This is a genomic window from Sinorhizobium sp. RAC02 (genome assembly GCF_001713395.1).
Lineage (GTDB): Bacteria > Pseudomonadota > Alphaproteobacteria > Rhizobiales > Rhizobiaceae > Shinella.
Genome location: NZ_CP016450.1, coordinates 2,191,243 through 2,212,301 on the forward strand (window position 1 = coordinate 2,191,243; position 21,059 = coordinate 2,212,301).

19 protein-coding genes and 1 riboswitch are annotated in these 21,059 nt (G+C 63.1%); of the genes, 9 read left to right on the forward strand and 10 right to left on the reverse strand.

Going from position 1 to position 21,059, the window contains the following annotated elements:
- Entirely contained in the window at window positions 1-1,245 is a 1,245-nt protein-coding gene (locus BSY16_RS10545; protein WP_069059613.1) for an aromatic ring-hydroxylating oxygenase subunit alpha, read from the reverse strand.
- A gap of 162 nt (window positions 1,246-1,407) precedes the next feature.
- Window positions 1,408-1,656, reverse strand: a riboswitch (cobalamin riboswitch).
- Window positions 1,657-1,955: 299 nt separating this feature from the next.
- Here BSY16_RS10545 and BSY16_RS10550 point away from each other — a divergent pair.
- On the forward strand, window positions 1,956-2,561 hold the full coding sequence (locus BSY16_RS10550; RefSeq protein ID WP_286157120.1) for a DUF6656 family protein: 606 nt from the start codon (window positions 1,956-1,958) through the stop codon (window positions 2,559-2,561).
- 46 nt (window positions 2,562-2,607) lie between these two features.
- Here the strand turns inward: BSY16_RS10550 and BSY16_RS10555 are convergent, their stop codons facing one another.
- Window positions 2,608-3,666, reverse strand: a complete 1,059-nt coding sequence (locus BSY16_RS10555) for a diguanylate cyclase domain-containing protein (protein WP_069059615.1) — start codon at window positions 3,664-3,666, stop codon at window positions 2,608-2,610.
- A 161-nt stretch (window positions 3,667-3,827) separates the two neighbouring features.
- On the opposite strand from BSY16_RS10555, the gene BSY16_RS10560 reads away from it, so the two are divergent.
- Both BSY16_RS10560 and BSY16_RS10565 read left to right on the forward strand, forming a co-directional pair.
- Complete coding sequence (locus tag BSY16_RS10560; RefSeq protein WP_069059616.1) at window positions 3,828-4,802, forward strand: L-threonylcarbamoyladenylate synthase; 975 nt, start codon at window positions 3,828-3,830, stop codon at window positions 4,800-4,802.
- Window positions 4,803-4,815: 13 nt separating this feature from the next.
- The gene (locus BSY16_RS10565; RefSeq protein ID WP_069059617.1) at window positions 4,816-6,246 is read left to right on the forward strand and encodes an FAD-binding oxidoreductase; all 1,431 of its coding nucleotides are present in this window, start codon (window positions 4,816-4,818) and stop codon (window positions 6,244-6,246) included.
- Between the two features lie 4 nt (window positions 6,247-6,250).
- Here BSY16_RS10565 and BSY16_RS10570 read toward each other — a convergent pair whose 3' ends face one another.
- Window positions 6,251-8,575, reverse strand: a complete 2,325-nt coding sequence (locus BSY16_RS10570) for a DUF1217 domain-containing protein (protein WP_069059618.1) — start codon at window positions 8,573-8,575, stop codon at window positions 6,251-6,253.
- 283 nt (window positions 8,576-8,858) lie between these two features.
- Between BSY16_RS10570 and BSY16_RS10575 the strand changes: the two genes are divergently transcribed.
- The 3 genes from BSY16_RS10575 to BSY16_RS10580 all read left to right on the forward strand — a co-directional run bounded on the left by BSY16_RS10575 (window position 8,859) and on the right by BSY16_RS10580 (window position 11,236).
- A complete protein-coding gene (locus tag BSY16_RS10575) occupies window positions 8,859-9,422 on the forward strand; it encodes a DUF6101 family protein (protein WP_069059619.1) in 564 nt (187 codons plus the stop codon).
- A 156-nt stretch (window positions 9,423-9,578) separates the two neighbouring features.
- The gene (locus BSY16_RS32400; protein WP_160861619.1) at window positions 9,579-9,749 is read left to right on the forward strand and encodes a hypothetical protein; all 171 of its coding nucleotides are present in this window, start codon (window positions 9,579-9,581) and stop codon (window positions 9,747-9,749) included.
- Window positions 9,750-9,862: 113 nt separating this feature from the next.
- Window positions 9,863-11,236: an SAM-dependent methyltransferase gene (locus BSY16_RS10580; protein ID WP_069059620.1), complete on the forward strand. Its 1,374-nt coding sequence runs from the start codon at window positions 9,863-9,865 to the stop codon at window positions 11,234-11,236.
- A gap of 59 nt (window positions 11,237-11,295) precedes the next feature.
- On the opposite strand, the gene ubiA is transcribed toward BSY16_RS10580, so the two are convergent.
- Window positions 11,296-12,249: a 4-hydroxybenzoate octaprenyltransferase gene (ubiA, locus tag BSY16_RS10585; RefSeq protein ID WP_150129929.1), complete on the reverse strand. Its 954-nt coding sequence runs from the start codon at window positions 12,247-12,249 to the stop codon at window positions 11,296-11,298.
- A gap of 56 nt (window positions 12,250-12,305) precedes the next feature.
- Window positions 12,306-13,109 (reverse strand): MipA/OmpV family protein, encoded by an 804-nt coding sequence (locus BSY16_RS10590; RefSeq protein WP_083242884.1) that lies wholly within the window; start codon window positions 13,107-13,109, stop codon window positions 12,306-12,308.
- 170 nt (window positions 13,110-13,279) lie between these two features.
- Here BSY16_RS10590 and BSY16_RS10595 point away from each other — a divergent pair, with 170 nt between their 5' ends.
- The 3 genes from BSY16_RS10595 (at window position 13,280) to BSY16_RS10605 (ending at window position 15,448) form a co-directional block, all read left to right on the forward strand.
- The gene (locus BSY16_RS10595) at window positions 13,280-13,519 is read left to right on the forward strand and encodes a hypothetical protein (protein WP_069059622.1); all 240 of its coding nucleotides are present in this window, start codon (window positions 13,280-13,282) and stop codon (window positions 13,517-13,519) included.
- A 76-nt stretch (window positions 13,520-13,595) separates the two neighbouring features.
- Window positions 13,596-14,867 (forward strand): phosphoribosylamine--glycine ligase, encoded by a 1,272-nt coding sequence (gene purD / locus BSY16_RS10600; protein WP_069059623.1) that lies wholly within the window; start codon window positions 13,596-13,598, stop codon window positions 14,865-14,867.
- A gap of 104 nt (window positions 14,868-14,971) precedes the next feature.
- A complete protein-coding gene (locus BSY16_RS10605) occupies window positions 14,972-15,448 on the forward strand; it encodes a plant virulence effector HPE1-like domain-containing protein (RefSeq protein WP_069059624.1) in 477 nt (158 codons plus the stop codon).
- 100 nt (window positions 15,449-15,548) lie between these two features.
- Here the strand turns inward: BSY16_RS10605 and BSY16_RS10610 are convergent, their stop codons facing one another.
- From BSY16_RS10610 to BSY16_RS10630, 5 genes are all read right to left on the reverse strand, one after another.
- Window positions 15,549-16,043, reverse strand: coding sequence for a 2-thiouracil desulfurase family protein (locus tag BSY16_RS10610; protein ID WP_069059625.1), 495 nt, complete (start codon window positions 16,041-16,043; stop codon window positions 15,549-15,551).
- Window positions 16,044-16,056: 13 nt separating this feature from the next.
- Window positions 16,057-18,366 (reverse strand): glycine--tRNA ligase subunit beta, encoded by a 2,310-nt coding sequence (gene glyS, locus BSY16_RS10615; RefSeq protein ID WP_069059626.1) that lies wholly within the window; start codon window positions 18,364-18,366, stop codon window positions 16,057-16,059.
- A 91-nt stretch (window positions 18,367-18,457) separates the two neighbouring features.
- Window positions 18,458-18,757 carry a HigA family addiction module antitoxin gene (locus BSY16_RS10620; protein WP_069059627.1) on the reverse strand — a complete coding sequence of 100 codons (300 nt, stop codon included), beginning with the start codon at window positions 18,755-18,757 and terminating at the stop codon, window positions 18,458-18,460.
- Window positions 18,758-18,772: 15 nt separating this feature from the next.
- The gene (locus tag BSY16_RS10625) at window positions 18,773-19,054 is read right to left on the reverse strand and encodes a type II toxin-antitoxin system RelE/ParE family toxin (RefSeq protein WP_069059628.1); all 282 of its coding nucleotides are present in this window, start codon (window positions 19,052-19,054) and stop codon (window positions 18,773-18,775) included.
- A gap of 64 nt (window positions 19,055-19,118) precedes the next feature.
- Window positions 19,119-21,056 carry a DUF2207 domain-containing protein gene (locus BSY16_RS10630; RefSeq protein ID WP_069059629.1) on the reverse strand — a complete coding sequence of 646 codons (1,938 nt, stop codon included), beginning with the start codon at window positions 21,054-21,056 and terminating at the stop codon, window positions 19,119-19,121.
- Window positions 21,057-21,059 lie beyond the last annotated feature (3 nt).

Genomic DNA, 21,059 nt, shown 5'->3' on the forward strand with positions numbered 1-21,059 from the left:
TCACGCCACCCGCGACAGCGGTTGCTTGGCGCCGTCGAGCCGTTCGATCATGAAATTGGCGTACCATTCGACGAACTGCATGACGCCACCTTCATCTTCCGGCGAATAAGGTCCGGGCTGGTAGGCCGGCGAGCGGATGCCGAAGGCATTTTCCTCGACGATCCGGCGGTCCTGGTCGTTGGTCTCGGTCCAGACATGGGTGAGTTCGTCGAGACGGTAATCGACGCCTTCCACGGCATCCTTGTTGACCAGCCACTTCGTCGTGACCTGCGTCAGTTCGGGCCCTAGCGGCAGCACGCGGAAGGTGATGGCGTGGTCGGCCAGCACGTGGTTCCACGTCGTCGGGTAGTGGAAGAGCAGCAGCGTGCCGATATGGCTTTCCAGCACGTCGCTCGACAGCGGGCGTGCAACGGCGCGCGCGCCCGACATGGTATAGCTCTCCGCATCCTGGATCAGCGGCATGCGGGCGGCGCGGAACTGGCCGGTCGGCGACATGCGGAATTCGCTCGGCAGGCCGGCGGTCTCGCACTTCGCCCAATGCTCGGCGATGACCGGATCATCCTTGGCGCCCTGCACGCCGGTGGCGCTCGGCGCTTCCGGATAGGTGCGGCAGAGTTCCGGATGGTTGGCGGCACAGTGGTAGCACTCGCGGTTGTTTTCCCAGACGAGCTTCCAGTTGCCCTTTTCGATGATCGTGCTTTCGAAGGCGACCTTGGTCTCCCCGAGGCGGTGACGGGCGAGATAGGGCTCGACCATGGCGCGGAACGGCGCAAAATCCGGAGCCTCATCGGCAAGGCAGATGAAGATGTAGCCGCCGACGGTCTCGCAATGCATGCGCTTCAGGCTATGCTGCGTCCTGTCGAAATCCTCCGCCATGTGACGGGCGAAGAGCAGCGAGCCGTCGAGTTCGTAGGTCCACTGGTGGTAGGGACAGACGAGTTTGGCCGACGAACCCTTGTTCTGGGTGCAGACGCGCGAGCCGCGGTGGCGGCAGGAATTGTGTAGCGCGCGCACCGTGCCCGAGCGGTCGCGGGTGATGACGACGGGATAATCGCCGACCTGCACGGTGAAATAGTTGCCGGCCTTGGGGATCTCGCAGTCATGGCCGATGAACAGCCAGTCGCGATACCAGATCGTCTCCAGATCGAGCTTGTAGTGGTCTTGGTCGATGTAGAAGGCCTGCTCGAGGCTGTAGCCGTCGCGCCGGTTCTTGAGCTTGCGGAGCACGTCGCTGCGAATGTCCATGCCGGATCCTCAGAATATCCAAATTATTGCCACGCAATTCCGAACGGAAAACCGCTTCACACTTTTCCTGGAACTGCTTTCGGATGAGGCGCACAGAAGGAGACGGCATCCACGCGGCAAGCCGCACGGAGTGCACGCTTCCCGGCCGCCCGCCGCAGCCAGTCACGATCGTTTCTCCAGGCTGGTTTCCGGGCTGAGGAGTGTTCTTGTCGGGCCATGACCGCGTCCAAAAAGTCGAAAACCTTTCGGGGTCATGCCTTCCGAACCAGTGCAGCGCCTTCCCAGACCTCCCGTCCAGTGGCTTCTGCTGCACCTTGCTCCAACACCGTTGCGGGGGCAGCGCCGGAATTCAACCGGCTTCCCAATTCTCCACCCTCCCTGAGGAATGGCACCTTGAGTGTTCCTATCTAAACGCAAGAATCGTCGCGCAACATGTCGGAAAACGACATGGCCTCCTGATTTGACGACAGCTGTTTCCAGAAGAGCCAGGGCGTGGCGGGGTAACTTTCTCCAGTCATACCAAAGCGATATGCCTAATTTTTCGGCGCATTGCCTCGACAATGGCGATGCTGTGGCCAAGCATCACACGCTTGTCATATTGCGACCACGATGTTGCCGGGACAGGAATTGGGAGTGCGACAGCAAGGATTGCTTAACGACGTTTTCCTAAACTCGTCTGCGATCAGGGCGCGAGGATGGAGTGCCGCCACGTGCAGCAGACGAAATTTCGATATTACGACGCCGTTGCCTACAAGCGTGCGAACCCGCCGAAAGCAGCCGTACACACGCAATTTCTCCGGACCGGCCGTATCGACCGCGACGTCAGCTGGAGCCCAAGCGAGAAGCGTTACCTCTCCTATCAGGAAGTGGCCGAGCGCACCGGCCGCAAGCTGGAGCGGGCGGGCAGCGTCACCCATGACCGTATCAACGGCTTTCATGAGACGATCCAGTTTCCCAAGCTGATCTTCCACCGCACGCTGGCCGAGACGCCGCATCTCGGCTACTGCCACATCACGGTGGCCAATTCCCGCTTTGCGGAATTCCCGAACGTGCAATGGGCCTTCTACATGACCAATTTCCGTGCCGAGATCGGCGACGGGGAACAGTTCTTCGCCGGCATTTCGAAGAAGCCGGGCCGCATGTATTTCGCCATCGCGATCACCCCGACGGAAGAGGAAGGCCGCCTCACCATCGACCGCAAGGTGCGCGGCAACGGCGTGATCTTCCGCACCGACGACCCGAAACTTGCCATGAAGAACGTGCTGATGCTCGGTGCCCGCAACGAGGCGCTCCGCAAGATCATCCGCGCGCTTTAGAGCATTTCCGGGGATAGAACCGCGGCGCACCCTCGCTGGAATTGCTCTAGGACGCCCGGTACAGCATCCATTCCTTGCCGACCGGCACTTCGTCGCCGCGACCGTAGACGACGACGAGATCACCCCCGGCGCCCTTCGCCTCCAGAAGCGCCCGGTCGCAGGCCGATGCGAGGTCGAGCGCGCTGTCGGCGCGGTCCGACATGCACACACCGGCTGACAAGGTCAGATGGCCGAGATTGCGGCCGGTGCGGGGGTCGCGGAGCGCAACCGTCTGGAACGCTGCGCGCAACAGATCGACAAGCCGTGTCACCTCGCCCTCGTCCGACGTCTGGAACAGGAAGCCGAAGCGCAGGCCGTCGAAGCGCACGGCGAGATCGTTGGCCGGAAATACCTGGCGGATGAGACCGCCGTAGAAGGTGACGAGATGGTCCGAAAGGGCCTCGATCTGGGCCGGCGAGAAACGGCGATCGGCATCGACCTCGGCGACGACGACGCCACAAAGCATCGGCAGGTCCGGATTGGCATAGACCCGGGCGAGCGCCTTGTTGAAGGCGCGGCGGTTGCCGAGTTTCGTCGGCGGATCGATGAATTTCATCGCCTCGAAATCCGCCATCTCCTTCTGGATGCCTTCCATGACGGCCGATTGCGCGGCGACCTTTGCGGCCATTTCCGCCGTGTGGCTGACGCGCTGTTCGGTCGCGCGTTGCAGGGCCTCGAGCGAGCCGCCGAGCATATCCACCCCGCCCGCTTTTTGAATGACCTGCGAGGCCTCGCCGATCAGCCGGCCATAGTCGGAAAGCGACGTCCGCTCCTGGCTGAGCAGGTCCATGAAATTGCTCATCTCGCCGCTGATCGCACCGGCGGAGCGTTGCAGCACGCCGGCCTCATGCTGGTGGGGCAGGTACTTCCGGCCGAGTTCATCGAGCATGGCCTGGGTCTTGTACTTGCCGAGCGCCACGAAATCGCGCACCAGATCCGGATTGGCGCCGGCATAGGCCTCGTAGACCAGTTCATAATTACGCGGCAGGCCATCGATGCCCATCTGCTTCATGGCCGTTGCGACGCGCAGGGCGATGTCGGTCGTCGAGGATTTCTTGTGAGTCATCTGGTGCGGGGACCTGCGTGCGGGAGTGTTCACCTCACCCATAGCAGGCCGCTCTTTCGACCCCTCTAACCCGATCATTCGAATTTTAAGCAATCCGCCTGTGCCCTTGGCATTTGCCGCCAAAGCCCTGTAAAGGAGGCCGGAAACGACGGAAGGGCGACATGGCTTACATCGTGGATACGCGGACGGAACCGGAGGTGGCGCTGGCGCGAGCCTCGGAGGTGCTGAGCCGCGGCGTGCCGGTCGCGATCCCTACGGAAACGGTCTACGGCCTTGCCGCCGACGCCACCAATCCGCTGGCGATCACCCGCATCTATGAGATGAAGGGGCGACCGCGCTTCAATCCGCTGATCTGCCACATGGCCGATCTTGCCATGGCAGAGCAACATGCCTTCTTTGATCCGCTGTCGCGCCAGATTGCAGAGGCCTTCTGGCCCGGCCCGCTGACCCTCATTCTGCCGATCCGGCCGGAGAGCGCCATCCACCCGCTGGCGCGCGCGGGGCTCGATACGGTCGGCATCCGCGTGCCGACGGGTTTTTCCAGCCGGCTGCTTGCCGCCTTCGGCCGGCCGCTGGCGGCCCCCAGCGCCAACACCTCCGGCCGTATCAGCCCGACGACCGCCCGGCATGTCGCCGAGGATTTTGGCGCGCGGCTGGAGCTGGTGCTCGATGCCGGGCCGGCCGTGGTTGGGCTTGAATCCACCATCCTCAAGGTCGAGGGCGAGACGATCCGGCTGCTCAGGCCCGGCGGGCTGGATGCGGCCGAGGTTGAACGCGTCACCGGCCGCCCGGTGCTGCGCAACGACACGGCGGGCGCCACGATCGAGGCGCCAGGCATGCTCGCCTCGCATTATGCGCCCGACGCGCCTGTGCGGCTCGATGCCCGTGACGTGCGGCCGGGCGAAGTGCTGATCCGCTTCGGCGGCAGGGCGCTTCCCGGCGAGGCCGATGCGGCGCTCGTGCTGGACTTGAGCCCCAGCGGTGATCTCGCGGAAGCCGCCGCCAATCTATTCGGCTATATGAAACAGGCGGATGCCACGGGCGCAGGCTCGATTGCATTTTCGCCGATCCCTTCGGATGGCCTCGGCGAGGCGATCAACGACCGTTTGCAGCGCGCGGCCGCCCCGCGCGGCTAAAAAGGAAGACGTGATGGCCCAGGCAACGCTTTCTCCCGACCTGATCGCCCGTTTCGCCGCCATTACCGGCGAGACCTATGCGCTCACCGAAGACCGGGACATCGCCCCCTATCTCATCGAGAGCCGCGGGCTCTATCATGGTACGGCGCCGCTGGTGCTGCGGCCCGGTTCCGTTGAAGAGGTCTCGGCCATCCTGGCGCTCGCCACCGAAACCCGCACGGCCATCGTGCCGCAGGGCGGTAACACCGGCCATGTCGGCGGAGCCGCACCACGCGAGGGCGCAGCAGATGTCGTGCTGTCGCTATCCCGCCTCAACCGCATCCGCGATGTCGATCCGGTCGGCAATGTCATCGTTGCGGATGGCGGCGCGGTGCTGGCAGACATCCAGAAGGCGGCGGAAGCAGTCGACCGGCTGTTTCCGCTGTCGCTCGGCTCGGAAGGCTCGTGCCAGATCGGCGGCAACCTTTCCACCAATGCCGGGGGCACTGCCGTGCTCGCCTATGGCAATATGCGCCAGCTGTGCCTCGGCCTCGAAGTCGTGCTACCGACCGGCGAGGTTTGGAACGGCCTGCGCCGCCTCAAGAAGGACAATACGGGCTACGACCTGCGCGATCTCTTCATCGGCGCGGAAGGCACGCTCGGCATCATTACCGGGGCGGTGCTCAAGCTTTTCCCGCGGCCCCTTGGTCACGAGGTCGCCTTTGCCGGTTTGAAATCGGTAGCGGATGCCCTCACCCTCTTCGAGCGCGCCTCAAGCCGTTGCGGCCCTGCCCTCACCGGCTTCGAACTGATGCCGCGCCTCGGTGTCGATTTCACCACACGCCATATTCCGGGCGTGCGCGATCCGCTCGCCACCCGGCATGACTGGTATGTCCTCATCGACATCTCCACCTCCGACGACGCAGAGGCGGCGACGCGCATGATGGAGGCGCTGCTGTCCGAAGGCATCGAGGCGGGGCTTGTCGAAAATGCGGTGGTCGCCTCCAGCGAAGAGCAGCGCCGGGCGCTCTGGCACATGCGCGAAAGCATGTCGCCGGCACAGAAGCCGGAGGGCGGCTCGATCAAGCACGACGTCTCCGTGCCGGTCTCGGCTATTCCGGCGTTCATGGCGGAGGCGGACGCTGCGGTGATGGCGGCCATTCCGGGAGCGCGCATCTGCTCGTTCGGCCACATGGGCGACGGCAATATCCACTACAACATCTCGCAGCCCGTCGGCGCTGACAAACAGGCCTTCCTTGACCGCTGGCGCGAGATCAACCACCTCGTGCACGGCATCGTGCTGAACTACAACGGCTCGATTTCCGCCGAGCATGGCATCGGCCAGTTGAAGCGCGACGAGCTGGCGGAGGTCCGCGCACCGATCGAGATGGACCTGATGCGAAGGGTGAAGCGATCCTTCGACCCTGCCGGCATCATGAACCCCGGCAAGGTCGTCAACGCCTGAGGGATCAGCTGCCGCCGGTGCGCAGCTGCGCCAGCGACATCATCAGGTCGGCGCTGATGCCAGCATTGCCGGAGCCGGTCAGCACCGAAAGGGCGGGATCGGTCGTGCTCTGATTGTCCAAGTCGTAGAGCACGGAGAACTTCACGATCATCTTGGAGACCTTCTCCGGATCCTGCAGGTCCTCCAGCTCGAGATAACGGTTGATCATGTCGGCCTGGGCGTCGATATCCGCGCTGCCGATTTCGTCGGGCAGCTGATAGAGCACCTTGAAGACCTCGAAGAGCGCATCGTCGGCAAGAAGATCGTAGGCGCTCGAGATCGTATCTGCCTTGCGCTCGAAATAAAGCGCGAGGCGCACGCCGGCATTGTCGTTGCCGGCCTCCTCCTCCAGCATCTGGCGCACATAACTGTCGAGCGTCTCGTAAATGCCGCGGCGCGACTGGATCTGCGCATCGTCCGGCCGCTCGACAAGCCCTTCGGCGTTGAAGTTGAACGAGGCGACGATCTTGCGATAGGAGCGGTCGGCCTGCTGGTTCACGAAGCTCTTCGGATCGTCGAGATCTGAAGTGAAAATCTTCGCCATGAACTCGGCATCGACGCTGGCTGGATCGATATTGTTGGCTTCCAGAACGAAAGCGACGAGGCGCGGATCGGACAGGAATTCCTTGACGGAATCGATCTTCTGCATCTGGACGGAGTAATATTTGGCCTCTTCCTCGGCCAGCTTGCGGTCATCCTCCGTTCCGAAACGGGATTTCTCCACCACATAGCCGCGAGACATGACGAGGATTTCGGATTCGGACTGCGCCAGTTTCGGCTGGGTGATATTACCGTCCGACCCGAAATTGAACGCCTTGGCGAGCTCCACGTAACGCTCGTCGTCGAGCTGGTACACATAGCTTTTCGGATCGTTGAGGTCGCTCTTCAGCACATTCTTGATCGTCAGCGCCGAGACCTTCGTCGGATCGATGCCGAAGGCTTTCAACGCGAAGTCGTAGACCGTCGCCTCGCCGATAAAGTCCTTCACGGACTTCACAGCGCCGATCTGGCCTTTGAAACGCTTGATGGCGGTTTCGTCCGCCTCGTCGTCCTTGTCGTTGTAACGAACCATGTAGCCGCGCGCGGTCGTCGCGGTCTGGGCGGCGGTCTGCGGCGTGTCGCCGGCCGCCAGCGTTCCGTCTTCCTGGAAATTGAAGGCGGCGCGCAGCGCAACGTACTTTTCCTTGTCGGCACCGCCGAACATGTTGATGTAGCTCGTCGCATTGTTCGGGTCAGCGTCGCTGGTGATGATGTTGCGCAGCGTCAGGCTGCCGACGGACACCTTGTCGAGATCGAAGGCGACCTTGAGGTAGGCGACTATGCGCGGATCGGCGATGAGTTCGTTTGCCGTCGTGATGCTGCCGATCTGGCTTTCGAAATACTCCTTGTTCATCAGCGCAGCCGCCGTCGTCACGCGCGGATTGGAGAGCGTGTAGAGTTCGTTCGTGCCCTTCTTCTGGTCGGCGTCCTGCACGGTGCCGGCCGTCGCCGTGCCGTCCGTGTTGAAGTTGAACGCATCCGCCAGCGCACGGTATTTGTCGACATTGCTGATGATGGCGATCTGGCGGTTGATCTCCGCCTTGAGCTGGGTGATGCGCGGCTGGTTGGCGGGGGTCGATTCCAGCCCTGCCAGTTCGTCACTCGCCGCCTGTCGCGCCGCGGCAGCCGCCGTCGCCTTGGCCTCGAATTCCGTATTGAAATAGCTCGCCGGATCGTTGCGATCGCTGGACAGAACGCCCTTGATCGCCGCGCGCGAATAGTTCGCCGGGTCGATGCCGAAGGAGGTGAACACGTAGTTGCGCAGGCGTTCGTTGTTGAGCAGTTTGTCGACGCTCGTCACCGTATCGATGACGATGTTGTAGTAGCGGGTTTCTTCCTTGATCACGTCTCCCGCATTGGCGGCAGTCGCGGAATAGAGGCCGATGATCTCATCGAGCTGCACCTCGGTCTGCGCCACGGCGGTGGCGCCGGTGAAGCTGAAGGCGGTGGCAAAGTCGCGGTAGCGCGTATCGGTCAGCATGTTCACGAAGCTGTTGGCGTCCGAGATATCGCTATCCAGCACCTTGCGCATGAAGGCCTTGGCGTAGGTCATCTCTTCCAGGCCGTGGGCTTTCATGGCGTAGGAATAGAGCCGGTAGTCGTCGAGGAACTCATCGACGGTCGACACCTTGCCGATGTTCTCCTTGTAATACGCCGCCTCGCGCGCCGTCGTCGTCTCGCTCGCCGTGCGGTCCAGCGACGTCAACATATCGCGCGCGATGAGGTTGTAGCTCGTATAGGTGGACAGCATCGGCAACTCTTCCTTCGTGGCAACGGCAGGCCAATCGAAGGCTATTTTCGCGCGCGAGGCTTGTCCCGGCCTTTCGGGAGCGTGGGACACCTGCGGGCCGCAGCGTTCACCTTCCCTAAACCCTACGCCGTGCGGTTTTGCTAACCATCGGGAAGCGCAAAGTTTTCTTAACCGCAATTTTTAAGCGGCGAGGAAGGGGCCCCGCCTATTCTCCCCCTCAGAGGACGCAAAGTCCCAATGAGAAGACCGGATAGGGCTCTCAAGGAAAACAAGGGCGAAAGACATGCTGAATACCGTTTCCAAGCCGGCATGGGCCGGCAACACGCTCCGGCTCGATCCCAAGCGCTTCCCGCAGCAGGTGACATTCGAGCTGCGTGGCGAAGGAACCGATGCCACCATCACCCTCGACGAGCGTGGCGCCGTGCTGCGCAAGGTTCTGCCGTCGAGCGGCCTGCCGCTTTCGATCGCACTGCCGGCCCGCGCCTTCAAGGGTGTTGCCGCCCGCGCCATCGACCACGGCAACGGCGACGTGACCGTTACCCTCGAATTGCATCACCCCGACCCGGACCTCTGCATTCCGCTGCTCGTGGCGCATGATCTCTGCGATATCGCCGCCGACTGGCGCAGCTGGGCGGAAGCCTATCGCATTCCGATGCTGATGGTCGAAGCCGATGGCATCGCCCGGCCGCTCGACGACAACCTGACCGTCGGCAGCCGCCCCGCCAAGCCGCGCCGCCGCCACTCCTATTTCGCGGATCGCCGCCCGCGCTTCCTCGTGCGCCGCACGACGGGCAAGCTTGGCGTCCAGATGAAGATCGACGGTCGGGAAATCATCGCCCGGCGTTGATGCCTGACGAAGACATGACCTCCAGAAGAGCCGGCCGTTCCCTGCGGCCGGCTTTTTCGTGCCCTGTTCCCTCCGGAACACTTTTCACGCGCCCGGCGTGGGAAACAGCGTTCAACACAGCGGCAAAGCCCGCACGAACGCAAGGGACCGATCATCATGGCAAAGCTCTTCACCACCCTCCTCGTCCAGATCCGCAAGGCCGACGCAGCTCTCATCGAGCGCGGCCGCCCACCGCGCCGGGGTTTCGAGATCGCGATGCATCCGGCGACTTTGCGCCGCTCGGAAGAGCGGCCGCATGTGGGCGCGCGCTCGCCCCGTTACCGCTAGGCCGCGCGCCGGCCAATGCGGTCGCCATTTGTCCGACGCCTGCCCGCAGCGGTTGACATCCGGCAGTGAAACAGCGCAATTGCACTCCGGTTTGAAACGTCGGAAAGTCTTGTATGTCTCGGGAACTCGGTACGCAGCGTGAGCTGGAAGCAACCAAAGCAGTTATCGGAGAGCTGGCCAAGCATCTCAACGTCAATATCTGCCTTGAGCTCTGGGATGGCACGGTCATCCCGCTCGGCAAGGACGCCCAGGACGAAATTCGTTTCGTCGTCGCTTCCGCCAACGTGCTTCGCCGCCTGCTGCGCGAACCCTCGCTGATCAGCGTCGCCGAACTCTACGCCACGGGCGATCTCGATATCGTCGGCGCCAACCCGGTCGATGCGATGCGCGGCGTGGATCATCTCCAGTTCCTGCGGCTTCCCAAGAAGGTCAACAAGGCGCGGCTCCTGAAAATGGCCCTGCCCATCCTGCTCAAGAGCTATTCGGCTTCGTCCTTCGTCAAGCGCTTCACCAAGAAGGCGGGCGCCACCCCGACCAGCGGGCGAGACGACAAGGAGATGATCGGCTTCCACTACGATCTTTCCAACGAGTTCTACAGCCTCTTCCTCGACGAGGAGATGGTCTATTCGTCGGCCTATTTCCCGACGCCCGATGCCACGCTCGACGAAGCACAGCTCAACAAGCTGGACCTTATCTGCCGCAAGCTGCGCCTGGCGCCGGGCGATCGTCTGTTCGACCCGGGCTGCGGCTGGGGCGGCCTCCTGTGCTACGCGGCAAAGCATTACGGCGTCGACGCCTATGGCACGACGCTGTCCACCGAACAGTTTGACTTCGTCAACGCCAAGATCGCCAAGATGGGCCTGGGCGACAAGGTCAAGATCGAGCTGCGCGATTGCCGCAGCATCTCCGACGACAAGATCTTCGACAAGATCGCGCAGGTGGAGATGATCGAGCATGTCGGCATCGCCAACCACCACGATTTCTATCGATACCTGCGCAAGCACATGCGCCCGCGTGGCGTTTATTTCGGCCAGGCAAGCTTCCGGCGGAACACCGAGCGGCCGGAGGACTTTCCAAAACTCACGCCCTACATGCAGTTCATCGTCAAATACATTTTCCCCGGCGGCGAGCTTGACCATGTCGGCATGACCACCGGCGCCCTGGAACGGGCAGGCTTCGAGGTCCACGAGGTCGAGGCCGTGCGCGAGCATTTCGGCTACACGACGGAACATTGGGTCCGTCGTCTCTATGACCGCAAGGAAGAGGGTGCGGCTCTGGTCGGCATGCCGCAGACGCGTATCTGGCTGCTGTATCTGTCGCTTTGCGCGCTGTCCTTCCACCGTGGCGCGTTGAACGCGTTCCAGGTCGTTGCCACCAGCCGCCATTCCGGTGCATCCGGTGTCGGCTTCGACCGTACGACGGAATATGGCGGCGCCCGCCGCGTCGGGACCGAAGCCACGTCCGAAAGTGCGCTGAAGACCGCCTGAATTAATGGTCTTGCGCAGTTGGGAACGTAAAACCGCTGCGCAGTTTTGCCGGAATTGCTCTAAGCGAAGGGCAGCGCGGCAACGAGGCCCAGGAACAGAATCAGCCCGACGACACCGTTGAACTTGAACAGTGCCAGGCACTGTTCGGGATCATCGATGTCGAGCGTGGCAATCTGCCAGGCGAGCATGATGCCGGCGGCGACAAGGCCGAGCCAGGCGACAAGACCGACACCGGTGAGCCAGAACGACAGCGCGATCAGCGCCACCGTCAGGCCATAGAGCCCCATCAGCCACTGCGCCGTATTCTCGCCGAACAGCCGCGCGGTGGAGCGCACGCCGATCAGCGCGTCGTCTTCCTTGTCCTGATGGGCATAGATCGTGTCATAGCCGATCGTCCAGGCGATGGCGGCTATGTAGAGCGCGATAGAGGCGCTCGAAATCTCCGAAAACTCCGCCGCCCAACCCATCAGCGCGCCCCAGGAAAAGGCCATGCCGAGGAAGAATTGCGGCCAGTCGGTGAAGCGCTTGGCAAAGGGATAGATCGCGACGATCGCCAGCGACGCGACGCCGAGCACGATGGCGAAAAGATTGAACTGCAGCAACACGACAAGGCCGACAAGCGCCTGCAGCGCCATGAAGATCTTCGCCTGCCGGCGCGTGACGCGGCCCGACGGCAGCGGGCGCGAGCGGGTGCGGGCGACCGCCTGATCGATATCGTGGTCGACGAGATCGTTATAGGTGCAGCCGGCGCCGCGCATGGCGACGGCGCCGATGAAGAACAGCAGGAGATGCGTGACGAAACGCGTCAGATCGAACGTGCCGACCGCCGCCGAAAGGTTGGCCGCCAGCGCCGTCGACCAGAGGCAGGGCAAGAGCAGGAGTTGCCAGCCGATCGGCCGGTCCCAGCGCGCAAGCTGTGCATAGGGCCAGGCGGCGCGCGGCAGCGCGCGGTAGACCCAGTTGTTGGACGGCGCATCGGCGACGCGGCCGGAATCGGACGGAGAGGTGATCATCCCCCTAGATCGCAAGCGGCCTCGCCACGGTCAAGCCGGCACGAAGCCGCAGCCGGTTACGGCAACGTGAAATCGAAGCGGTAGGTGGCGGAGAGGCCGATCAGGAACTGGTTCTTGTCGCCGCGCTCCTTGACGAGGCTCGACTTCGCGGCATCACCGACGAGGCGCTTGTATTCGGCAAAGGCGCTGGTCTCGATCTTCTCGTTGACCTGCCAGGTGATGGCGGCACCGGCACCAACCGAATGGATACCGCCATCCGGATCGAAAGCGTCAAGGCCGGATTCTGCGACCTGGCTTGGCTTCACGCCGTAGTAGGTGTCCATATAGTCGTTCGAGGCGATCGTGACACGCGGGCCCGCCGAGAGGCGCACGTCCGGCCGCACGTCGACGAAGGCGTCGGCCGAAATGTCCGCGACAATGCCGTCATGGCTGCGGATGCCGTGACGCACTTCGCCGCGCACGCGCAGCCAGTCGGTCGGGTAGGCTTCAGCGAACGCGCCGAGTTCGCCGCCGAACTTTACCGGGGTCAGGCCCTTGAGGTCGTCGGAATCGCCGTCGTCACGCGACATGACCAGCTTGCCGGTCGCGCCGGCGCGAAAACCGCCATTGTCGATGAGCGCGAAGGACGGGTTGTCGTTGCGCGAGGAGAAACGCACGGTGCTGCCGGCCTTGCCGAGCGAGATCATCGGAGTGACCTGGAACAGGTACTTCTTGGCGCCTTCGTAGTCCGGGGCGGCAAAGCCGGCAGCGCCGACCTTCAGATACCAGTCACCGGACCAGAAATAATCGCCGGCAAAGGCGCTTGCAGGCGCAAACAACAGGGCGGCCGCAGTCATTGCGGTCGAAACACGGATACGCAAAACTAAAATCCTCGCTTCACCGGCAGACCCGCCGCGGGCTGCCGAAACCTTTGATTTGGTGAACATTAGCCGCGTTTCATTACCGTTTCGCTAACCATCGTTCAGACCACGAAGCCGGAACGATTCGCTCCAGTCTGCGTTTTTTAAGAGACGAAACAAGGAGTTTTCCCATGACCATCAGCACGATGGAGCTGAAGCTGAACGCGATCCGCACAGATACCGGCCTCTCCCGCAAGGAAAAGATCGAAAAACTGGAAAAGCTGCGTACCGAAGCCCGCGCCCTCCAGCGCGCCGCCACCGAAAGCGCCATGGTCGAGGACGACGGCTGGTACGAGGACGTGCACCTGATCGACACCGAGCTGGAAAACCTCGGCCGTAGCGTGGAGGAAAAGGGCGCGGCGACGCTCTGACGCCCCGCAGCCCTTGACCTTTCGGCCTCGCCCGCTTAACCCGCCTCACAACCAAGGACGGATCGAGGGTGCGGGCATGAAGGTTCTGTTGATCGGATCGGGCGGACGCGAGCACGCCCTTGCCTGGAAGCTGGCGCAATCGCCCCTTCTTGAGACGCTCTATGCGGCGCCTGGCAATCCTGGTATCGCCGAATGCGCGACGCTCGTTTCCCTTGATATCGACGACCATGCCGCCGTCTCGGCCTTCTGCAAGGACAATGGCGTGAGTTTTGTCGTGGTCGGGCCTGAAGCCCCGCTGGTCGCCGGCATTGCCGATGTGTTGCGCGCCGATGGCATCGATGTTTTCGGCCCCTCCGCGGCCGCGGCCCAGCTTGAGGGCTCCAAGGGTTTCACCAAGGACCTCTGCGCCAAATACGACATCCCGACCGGCGCCTACCAGCGCTTTACCGATGCCGCTTCGGCTAAAGACTATGTCAACGCACAAGGTGCGCCGATCGTCATCAAGGCCGACGGGCTTGCCGCCGGCAAGGGCGTAACCGTCGCCATGACGCTCGACGAGGCGCTTGCCGCCGTCGACGACTGTTTTGACGGCGCGTTCGGCGCTGCAGGCGCTGAAGTCGTCGTGGAAGCCTTTCTCGATGGCGAAGAGGCAAGCTTCTTCTGCCTCTGCGACGGCGTGAATACTCTGCCGCTTGCCTCCGCCCAGGATCACAAGCGCGTCGGCGACGGCGATAGCGGCCCGAACACCGGCGGCATGGGCGCCTATTCGCCGGCCCCGGTGATGACATCAGACATGGTCGAGCGCACGATGAAGGAGATCATCGAACCGACGATCCGCGGCATGGCGGCGGATGGCCATCCATTCCAGGGCGTGCTCTTCGCCGGGCTGATGATCACCGCCAAAGGTCCTGAACTCATCGAATACAATGCACGGTTCGGCGATCCGGAATGCCAGGTGCTGATGATGCGGCTTGAAAGCGATCTGCTGCCGATCCTGCATGCGGCGGCGATCGGCCGGCTCGACAAGGTTTCCGCCGAATGGCGCGATGCGCCGGCGCTGACCGTCGTCATGGCTTCGAAGGGCTATCCGGGCAGCTATGAGAAGAACACGCCGATTCTGTCGCTCCCGGCGGACGACGAAGGCACCAAGGTGTTTCATGCCGGCACAGCCCTGAAGGACGGCACATTGGTCGCGACCGGCGGGCGCGTGCTCAATGTCACGGCGGTTGCAGGTACCGTTGCAGACGCTCAAAAGGCCGCCTATCAGGCGCTCGACCGGGTAAAATGGGACAACGGCTTCTGCCGCCGCGATATCGGCTGGCGCGCCGTCGCCCGCGAACAGGCCTGAAGCGGGCGGTAAAAATCGCCCGGTCGTTCAAATTTTACCATATCCCCTGACGGGACCGTAACCGGCGGGCGCTATTCTCCTCCCATGATTAGGGAGAACCGTTGATGCGTACCCTGCTGCCGACCCTTGCCTTCGTGCTTCTTGCCGCCCCCGCTTTTGCCGGGTCCTTCGAACCTGTTGCCAAGGCCGCATCCGCAGGCACCAGCATCGAGACGATCACCTGCAACGACTGCCCGCCCTTGAAGCCGAAACGCTCGCTCGACACCTACCATGTCGACTCAATCGAGCCCGGCACGCAGAAGGTCGAGATCCGCGAAGCGGACGGCGAGCGCAAGATCTTCCGCACCGAGGCCTGGATGGGCGGTTCGCCCGTGCTCTTCGTCAGCAAGGCGCCGGCCGAGACAGTGCAGGCGGCAGAGGTTGAAAAGCCGGTGGAGGAGAACGCCACGGCGACGGAAACCGTCGATGCCAGCGCCAAGACGAGCGCCGTGGACGAGACCGCTGCGCACAAGGCAGCGACGGCGACGATGGCCTCCTCACGCGAGTTTGATCCATCGAAGTTTGCACTTCGGCTCAATTGACCCCATATTGGAGGGACCCTGCCCTTCAGTCCCTCCAGGCTGTTGGATCCGTGAAAACGGACGTTTTGCGCCCCTGACCTCAAGCGGGGGCGCAGGCGTGTTAGCCGCCCTCTCCGAGATTACACGCGAGTTGCTCGACCTCCCGGTCGGAATAGACGGCAATGCCGTTCCGGCGCAGCAGCGCCGCCGTCACGCCCTGCCCCGCATGCCGCACACCGGAAAAGCTGCCATCATAGACGAAGCCGGACCCGCAGGACGGGCTGCCATCGATGAGCAGCGCATGCCGGCAGCCGTTCTCCCGCGCCACATCGAGCGCGGTCTGCGCACCGGCGATATAGGCCGCGGAGACGTCGCCGCCGGATAATTCCAGCACCCGCGCCCGTCCGTCGAGCACGTCGTCGCCGTCCAAACCGTTTTCGATTTCCGCCGGCGGCCGCGGCACCTGGAAGCCGCCCGCCAGCTCCGGACAGAGCGTGACCAGCCGCCCCTCCGCCTTCCAGCGATCGACAGCGTCATGCACCAGCGGTTTCGCCGAGCCGTTGTAGCGCACCGGCAGGCCGGCAAGGCAGGCACTGATGAGGATCTTTCCGGCCATCAGCGCCCGTCCCTCACCCCGCGATCTTCGAGAAATCCGCAACCGTGCCGGTCGCCGCGCGGATGGCGGCGAGGAGAGCGAGGCGGTTGGCGCGGATAGCCGGGTCCTCGTCATTGACGAGCACGTCGTTGAAGAACTGATCGACCGGCGCACGCAGCGTGGACAGTGCTTCCATCGCGGAGCGGAAATCCTCCTGTGCAACGGCGGCAGCCGCGTCACGCGAGGCAATTTCGACAGCAGCGTAGAGCGCCTTTTCCGCATCGAGCTTCAGCAGATCGGCCGAGACCGCGCCTTCGACGACAGTGCCCTTCTTCTCTTCCGCTGCCAGAAGCTGCGTGGCGCGCTTGGTGCCGGCGAGCAGGTTCTGCCCCTCTTCCGAGGTGATGAACGCCGTCAGCGCCTCGACACGGCGGGCGACCATCAACAGATCATCGGCCTCCGGCGTCAGCACGGCGTCGATCAGGTCATGGCGCGCGCCCATGTCGCGGAGGTACACCTTGAGGCGATCCTGGAAGAAGGCCAGGAGATCGTGCTGCACATCCAGTGCGGTACCGAACAATCCGTGCTCGATATCATCGATCGTGCTGGAAGCGTCATCCCAAGCGTCTGCCGGCGGGTCGAGCCCGTCAGTCTCGATTTTTTCTTCCTGACGGCGACGGAACGCCAACGCGGCATCAGCGCCGGCCAAAACTCTCAGCTGCTGTTCAAAGTTCTCAAAAATGAACCTTGCGAAAGATTGATCAAGGAGATTGAGGCGCAATCCTCGTTCCAAGAAAATCCGAACTGTACCCAGCGCGGCACGGCGAAGGGCATAGGGGTCCTTGGAGCCGGTGGGCTTCTCATCGATCGCCCAGAAGCCGATCAGCGTGTCGAGCTTGTCGGCAAGCGCCACGGTGAGGCCGATCTTGCCAGCGGGTACGCGGTCGGACGGGCCCTGCGGTTTGTAATGATCTTCAATCGCTTCGGCGACAGCCGCGTCCTCGCCCTGCAGCGCCGCGTATTTGCGGCCCATGATGCCCTGGAGTTCCGGGAATTCGCCGACGGCTTCCGTGCGCAGGTCCGCCTTTGCGAGCACCACGGCGCGGTCGACGAGCGCAGCATCGGCACCGGTGACCTTCGCGAGTTCAGCGGCAAGCCTGCGGATGCGCGCGACGCGCTCGCCCTGCGTGCCGAGCTTGGCGTGGAACGTCACGTTCAGCGCATCGAGCTTGGCCATGCGCTGGTCGAGCGGCTTTTTCAGGTCGAGGTCGAACTTTTCCGCCGAGGCCTTGAGGGTGTCGAGGTCCGGCAGGTCGCCTTGGTCGCGCAGCCAGAAATGCTTGGCGTCCGAAAGACGCGCGCGCACGACCTTGCCGTTGCCGTGCACGATCTCCTTGCCGCCGTCCTTCGCCTCGATATTGGCGATGAGGATGAAGTGGTTGGAGAGCGTGTCGGCGCCCGGCTTGCGGGTGACGAAACACTTCTGGTTCGTCTTGATCGTCAGGCGGATAATTTCCGACGGGATCGCCAAAAACTCTTCCTCGAAGGTGCCCATCAGCACCTGCGGCCATTCGACGAGGCCCGAAACTTCTTCCAGCAGGCCCTCGTCCTCGACCAGTTCGAGGCCGTTGGCGAAGGCGATATTGTTGGCGTCGGTGGCGATGATCTGCTTGCGGCGCTCGGCATCGAGCACGACCTTCGCCTTCTCCAGATTGGCGGCGTAATCCTCGAAGCGGCGCACGGTGATCGGCTCGGGCGCATGGAAGCGGTGGCCGTAGGTAACATTGCCGGCAACGAGCCCATCGACCTCGAAGGGCACGACGCGAGTTTCTTCCGTTTCCGAGCCGAAGGTGCAGACGATCGATTGCAGCGGGCGCACCCAGCGCAGCGCACCGGGTTTCGCCGAGGCGACACCGGAGCGCATCGACTTCGGCCAGGGGAAATTGCGGATGATGCCGGGCATGACGTCCGCGATGATCTCGTCGGCCGGACGGCCGGGCTTCACGAGATGGGCAACATAGAAATCGCCCTTCTTCGGATCGCTGTGCACATGGGCTTCGGAGACCGAGGCGAGCCCCGCCTTGCGCAGAAAGCCCTGGATCGCCTGCTCGGGTGCTGACGTTGCCGGCCCCTTGATATCCTCGCGCACGTCGCTGGAGCGGGCATTGAGGCCACGGATATCGAGCGTCAGACGCCGCGGCGTCCAGTATTCGCGGACACCCTCATAGGTCAGGCCCGCTTCCACCAGCGCGTCGGTGACAAGCTTCTTCAGGTCACCCGCCGCCTTGCGCTGCATGCGGGCGGGAATTTCCTCGGAGCGGAGTTCAAGCAGGAGATCGGGCATGGGGTTCAACAAACACTTGATTTTTCAACTGGCCGGGACTTAGCAAGCCCCATGCGAATTGTCATCCGGTGATTGCCTGAAAACGCCTCTTTCAGGCCGCGTCATGAACGGGAATGCGTGCAATATCGGCCTTCTTGCGCTCCGCTTCGATCTTCAACTCATAAGCCGTCTGTAAATTCATCCAGAATTCGGGCGTCGTGCCGAAAAACTTGGCGAGGCGAAGCGCCGTATCGGAGGTGATGCCGACACGGCCGGAAACGATGCGCTCGACTCGCGTCCGCGGCACGTTCAATTTACCTGCAAGCGCGCCCGCGCTCATCTCCAGCGGGGCAAGATAGAGATCGTTCAGGATTTCCCCCGGGTGGATCGGCGGCAGCTTTGGCGAGACCATCACACATTCCTATCTTCAATGATAATCGACAATCTCAACATCCTCAGGCCCGGCCGCCGTCCAGCGAAAACAGATATGCCATTGCCTGTTGATGCGGATCGAATGTTGCCCTTCCCGATCGCCCGCCAGTTTTTCCAGCCGGTTACCGGGTGGTGACCGAAGATCTTCAATCGGTACCGCGGCGTGCAGCACAGTGAGCAATTGCTGGGCGCGTCGAACGAGTTCAGGAGGAAATCCCTTCTTCACCGAACTATCGGCGACCATTTCGACAAGCTTGCCCCGGAATGCCCTGATCATTTCAGCGCCTCCACACTTGTATCACTGAATGATACATCCGTCCACTGCATGGATTACGGCAGACCTACCATCCGCCGCCACCGCCTCCACCGCCTCCACCACCGGAGGAGCCGCCACCGCCGCCCGACGAGAAGCCGGAGGACGAGCTTTTCGGCGGGTCGGGCAATGAGGAGGTCATGGTGCCGGCCATGGAGCCGGCGAAGCCGCCCATGCGGTCGGTGAAATTGCCGGAGGAGAGGCTGTCGCCGTGGTACCAGACGGGCTGGTAGGTGGCGGCGGCACCGGCGGCGGCCGCGGCGAGGAGCCAATGGTCGAATGTCTCCGACCAGGGTTTTTCCACGCCGAGCGCCACGGCATAGGGCAGCAGCGTCTCGAAATGGCGGGGCGACATTTCTGGCGCGCCGGCCATGTTCATGCGGTCTTTTTCGGCGAGCGTCAGGTATTGGCGCAGGCCCGCAATGCCGTCCATCATCTTGCGGCCGAGCGGTGTGGGCGCGCCCATCAGGAAGAAAAAGACGAGATTGGTGACGACGATGCCGCCGATGGCGGCAAACAGCGGCAACTGGCCGGTTGCAGCACCAGTGGCAAACAGTGCGAGCACGATGCCGCCGAAGACCGTGAGGAAGACGAAGCTGATGAAGGCGATGATGGCGACCGCAAAAATGCGCGCGCCGAGCGACTTCGAGCGCCTGAAATTCTGGCCGAGCGCGACCGCGAAGATCGACACGAACACCGAGGCAAAGACCGGCAGGATGACGAGCACGATGCCCTCCTCCGGCAGCGAGCCGAAGACCAGCAGGCCGGCCAGGCAGGCAAGCGACAGCAGGATGCCGCCGATCGCCTGCGGCCAGTTGGCGAGGTAATATTTGCGCCGGTGCTCCTTTTCCATGGCATCGCGGAAATCGCCGCCGAGTGTCTGCACCCGCTTGCCGTTCGACTTGTCAATGGCAAGGCTCGTGCCGGCAGCACCCAGCGCGCCGAGCAGCACCTTTTCACCCGTCGGCAGGTCACCGGCTGTCTTGTCCGCGCGGGTGACGACAATCGATTTTTTCAGGTCCTGAAGCTCGACCAACCCCTTGACCGCAAGGTTGAGGAAGGAGGCCGAAATCGCCGTCCAGCCCTGCCCGCCAAACCCCTTCTCGTCGATATAGTTGACGAGTGCGGGCGACATGCCCTCCGGCGCATCCCAGCGCGGCACGACGACGCCGCGCGGCGGATCGCGCCCAACGGAAAGCCAGGCCCACAGATAATAGCCGACGACGAGGACGAGGCCGCCGAAGGCGAGGAAAAGATTGCGGTTGTCCTGGAAAAAGAGTGCCCGCTCCTCCTCCGGCGTCGGGCGGCTGATGCTGCCGGCCGGCATTTTCACGCCGATCGTCAGGCCCTCCTGGGCCGCCAGTTCGCGCGTCGTTACGAAGCTTGCCTGATTGCCGCGGTTTTCCGCGCGCGCATCCTTGCCCGTTGCACCAAGCGGGCCGGTAAAGACGGTCAGTTCCTCGGCGCGCACACCCTCCGGCAGGGTCACCGTTGCACTCGCGCGATGGATGGGAAAGGCCCATTCGGTGCCGGTGACATTCCAGAACAGTTCATCATGCGTGTCGAAGAAGCGGATCTGCCGGGTCGTCTCGTAGGTCAGCCGGTACTGGTGGAAACCGGGATCGAGCAGCACGTCCGCCGAGCCGAAATAGATGCGGATGCCGCGGCGGATGCTTTCCGTGCGGTAGGGTTCCGGTCGGCCGTCGCGCTCGACGCTGAGGATCTTGAAGCCGACCTCGCGCTCCCGCCCTTCGGCATCGACGAAGGTCAGTGGGAAATCGCGGTAGATGCCGCGGCGGATCTGGTTGCCCTCGGCATAGACGCGGATCGTTTCCGTCACCGTCAGCGTGCCGTTCTTGGCAAGCGCGATATCGGAATGGTAGCGGTCGAAATACTCTTCCGCCCGGGCGGCACCCCCGACCAGAAGGCAAAGCCACAGCGTCAGGAGAGCGGCAATCCGCATCATAGG

What these genes read in the sequence shown, in the direction of transcription:
- BSY16_RS10545 (WP_069059613.1), bottom strand. Translation starts at nt 1,245, where the DNA reads ATGGACATTCGCAGCGACGTGCTCCGCAAGCTCAAGAACCGGCGCGAC.
- BSY16_RS10555 (WP_069059615.1), bottom strand. Translation starts at nt 3,666, where the DNA reads ATGACTCACAAGAAATCCTCGACGACCGACATCGCCCTGCGCGTCGCA.
- BSY16_RS10560 (WP_069059616.1), top strand. Translation starts at nt 3,828, where the DNA reads ATGGCTTACATCGTGGATACGCGGACGGAACCGGAGGTGGCGCTGGCG.
- BSY16_RS10565 (WP_069059617.1), top strand. Translation starts at nt 4,816, where the DNA reads ATGGCCCAGGCAACGCTTTCTCCCGACCTGATCGCCCGTTTCGCCGCC.
- BSY16_RS10570 (WP_069059618.1), bottom strand. Translation starts at nt 8,575, where the DNA reads ATGCTGTCCACCTATACGAGCTACAACCTCATCGCGCGCGATATGTTG.
- BSY16_RS10575 (WP_069059619.1), top strand. Translation starts at nt 8,859, where the DNA reads ATGCTGAATACCGTTTCCAAGCCGGCATGGGCCGGCAACACGCTCCGG.
- BSY16_RS32400 (WP_160861619.1), top strand. Translation starts at nt 9,579, where the DNA reads ATGGCAAAGCTCTTCACCACCCTCCTCGTCCAGATCCGCAAGGCCGAC.
- BSY16_RS10580 (WP_069059620.1), top strand. Translation starts at nt 9,863, where the DNA reads ATGTCTCGGGAACTCGGTACGCAGCGTGAGCTGGAAGCAACCAAAGCA.
- ubiA (WP_150129929.1), bottom strand. Translation starts at nt 12,249, where the DNA reads ATGATCACCTCTCCGTCCGATTCCGGCCGCGTCGCCGATGCGCCGTCC.
- BSY16_RS10595 (WP_069059622.1), top strand. Translation starts at nt 13,280, where the DNA reads ATGACCATCAGCACGATGGAGCTGAAGCTGAACGCGATCCGCACAGAT.
- purD (WP_069059623.1), top strand. Translation starts at nt 13,596, where the DNA reads ATGAAGGTTCTGTTGATCGGATCGGGCGGACGCGAGCACGCCCTTGCC.
- BSY16_RS10605 (WP_069059624.1), top strand. Translation starts at nt 14,972, where the DNA reads ATGCGTACCCTGCTGCCGACCCTTGCCTTCGTGCTTCTTGCCGCCCCC.
- BSY16_RS10610 (WP_069059625.1), bottom strand. Translation starts at nt 16,043, where the DNA reads ATGGCCGGAAAGATCCTCATCAGTGCCTGCCTTGCCGGCCTGCCGGTG.
- glyS (WP_069059626.1), bottom strand. Translation starts at nt 18,366, where the DNA reads ATGCCCGATCTCCTGCTTGAACTCCGCTCCGAGGAAATTCCCGCCCGC.
- BSY16_RS10620 (WP_069059627.1), bottom strand. Translation starts at nt 18,757, where the DNA reads ATGGTCTCGCCAAAGCTGCCGCCGATCCACCCGGGGGAAATCCTGAAC.
- BSY16_RS10625 (WP_069059628.1), bottom strand. Translation starts at nt 19,054, where the DNA reads ATGATCAGGGCATTCCGGGGCAAGCTTGTCGAAATGGTCGCCGATAGT.
- BSY16_RS10630 (WP_069059629.1), bottom strand. Translation starts at nt 21,056, where the DNA reads ATGATGCGGATTGCCGCTCTCCTGACGCTGTGGCTTTGCCTTCTGGTC.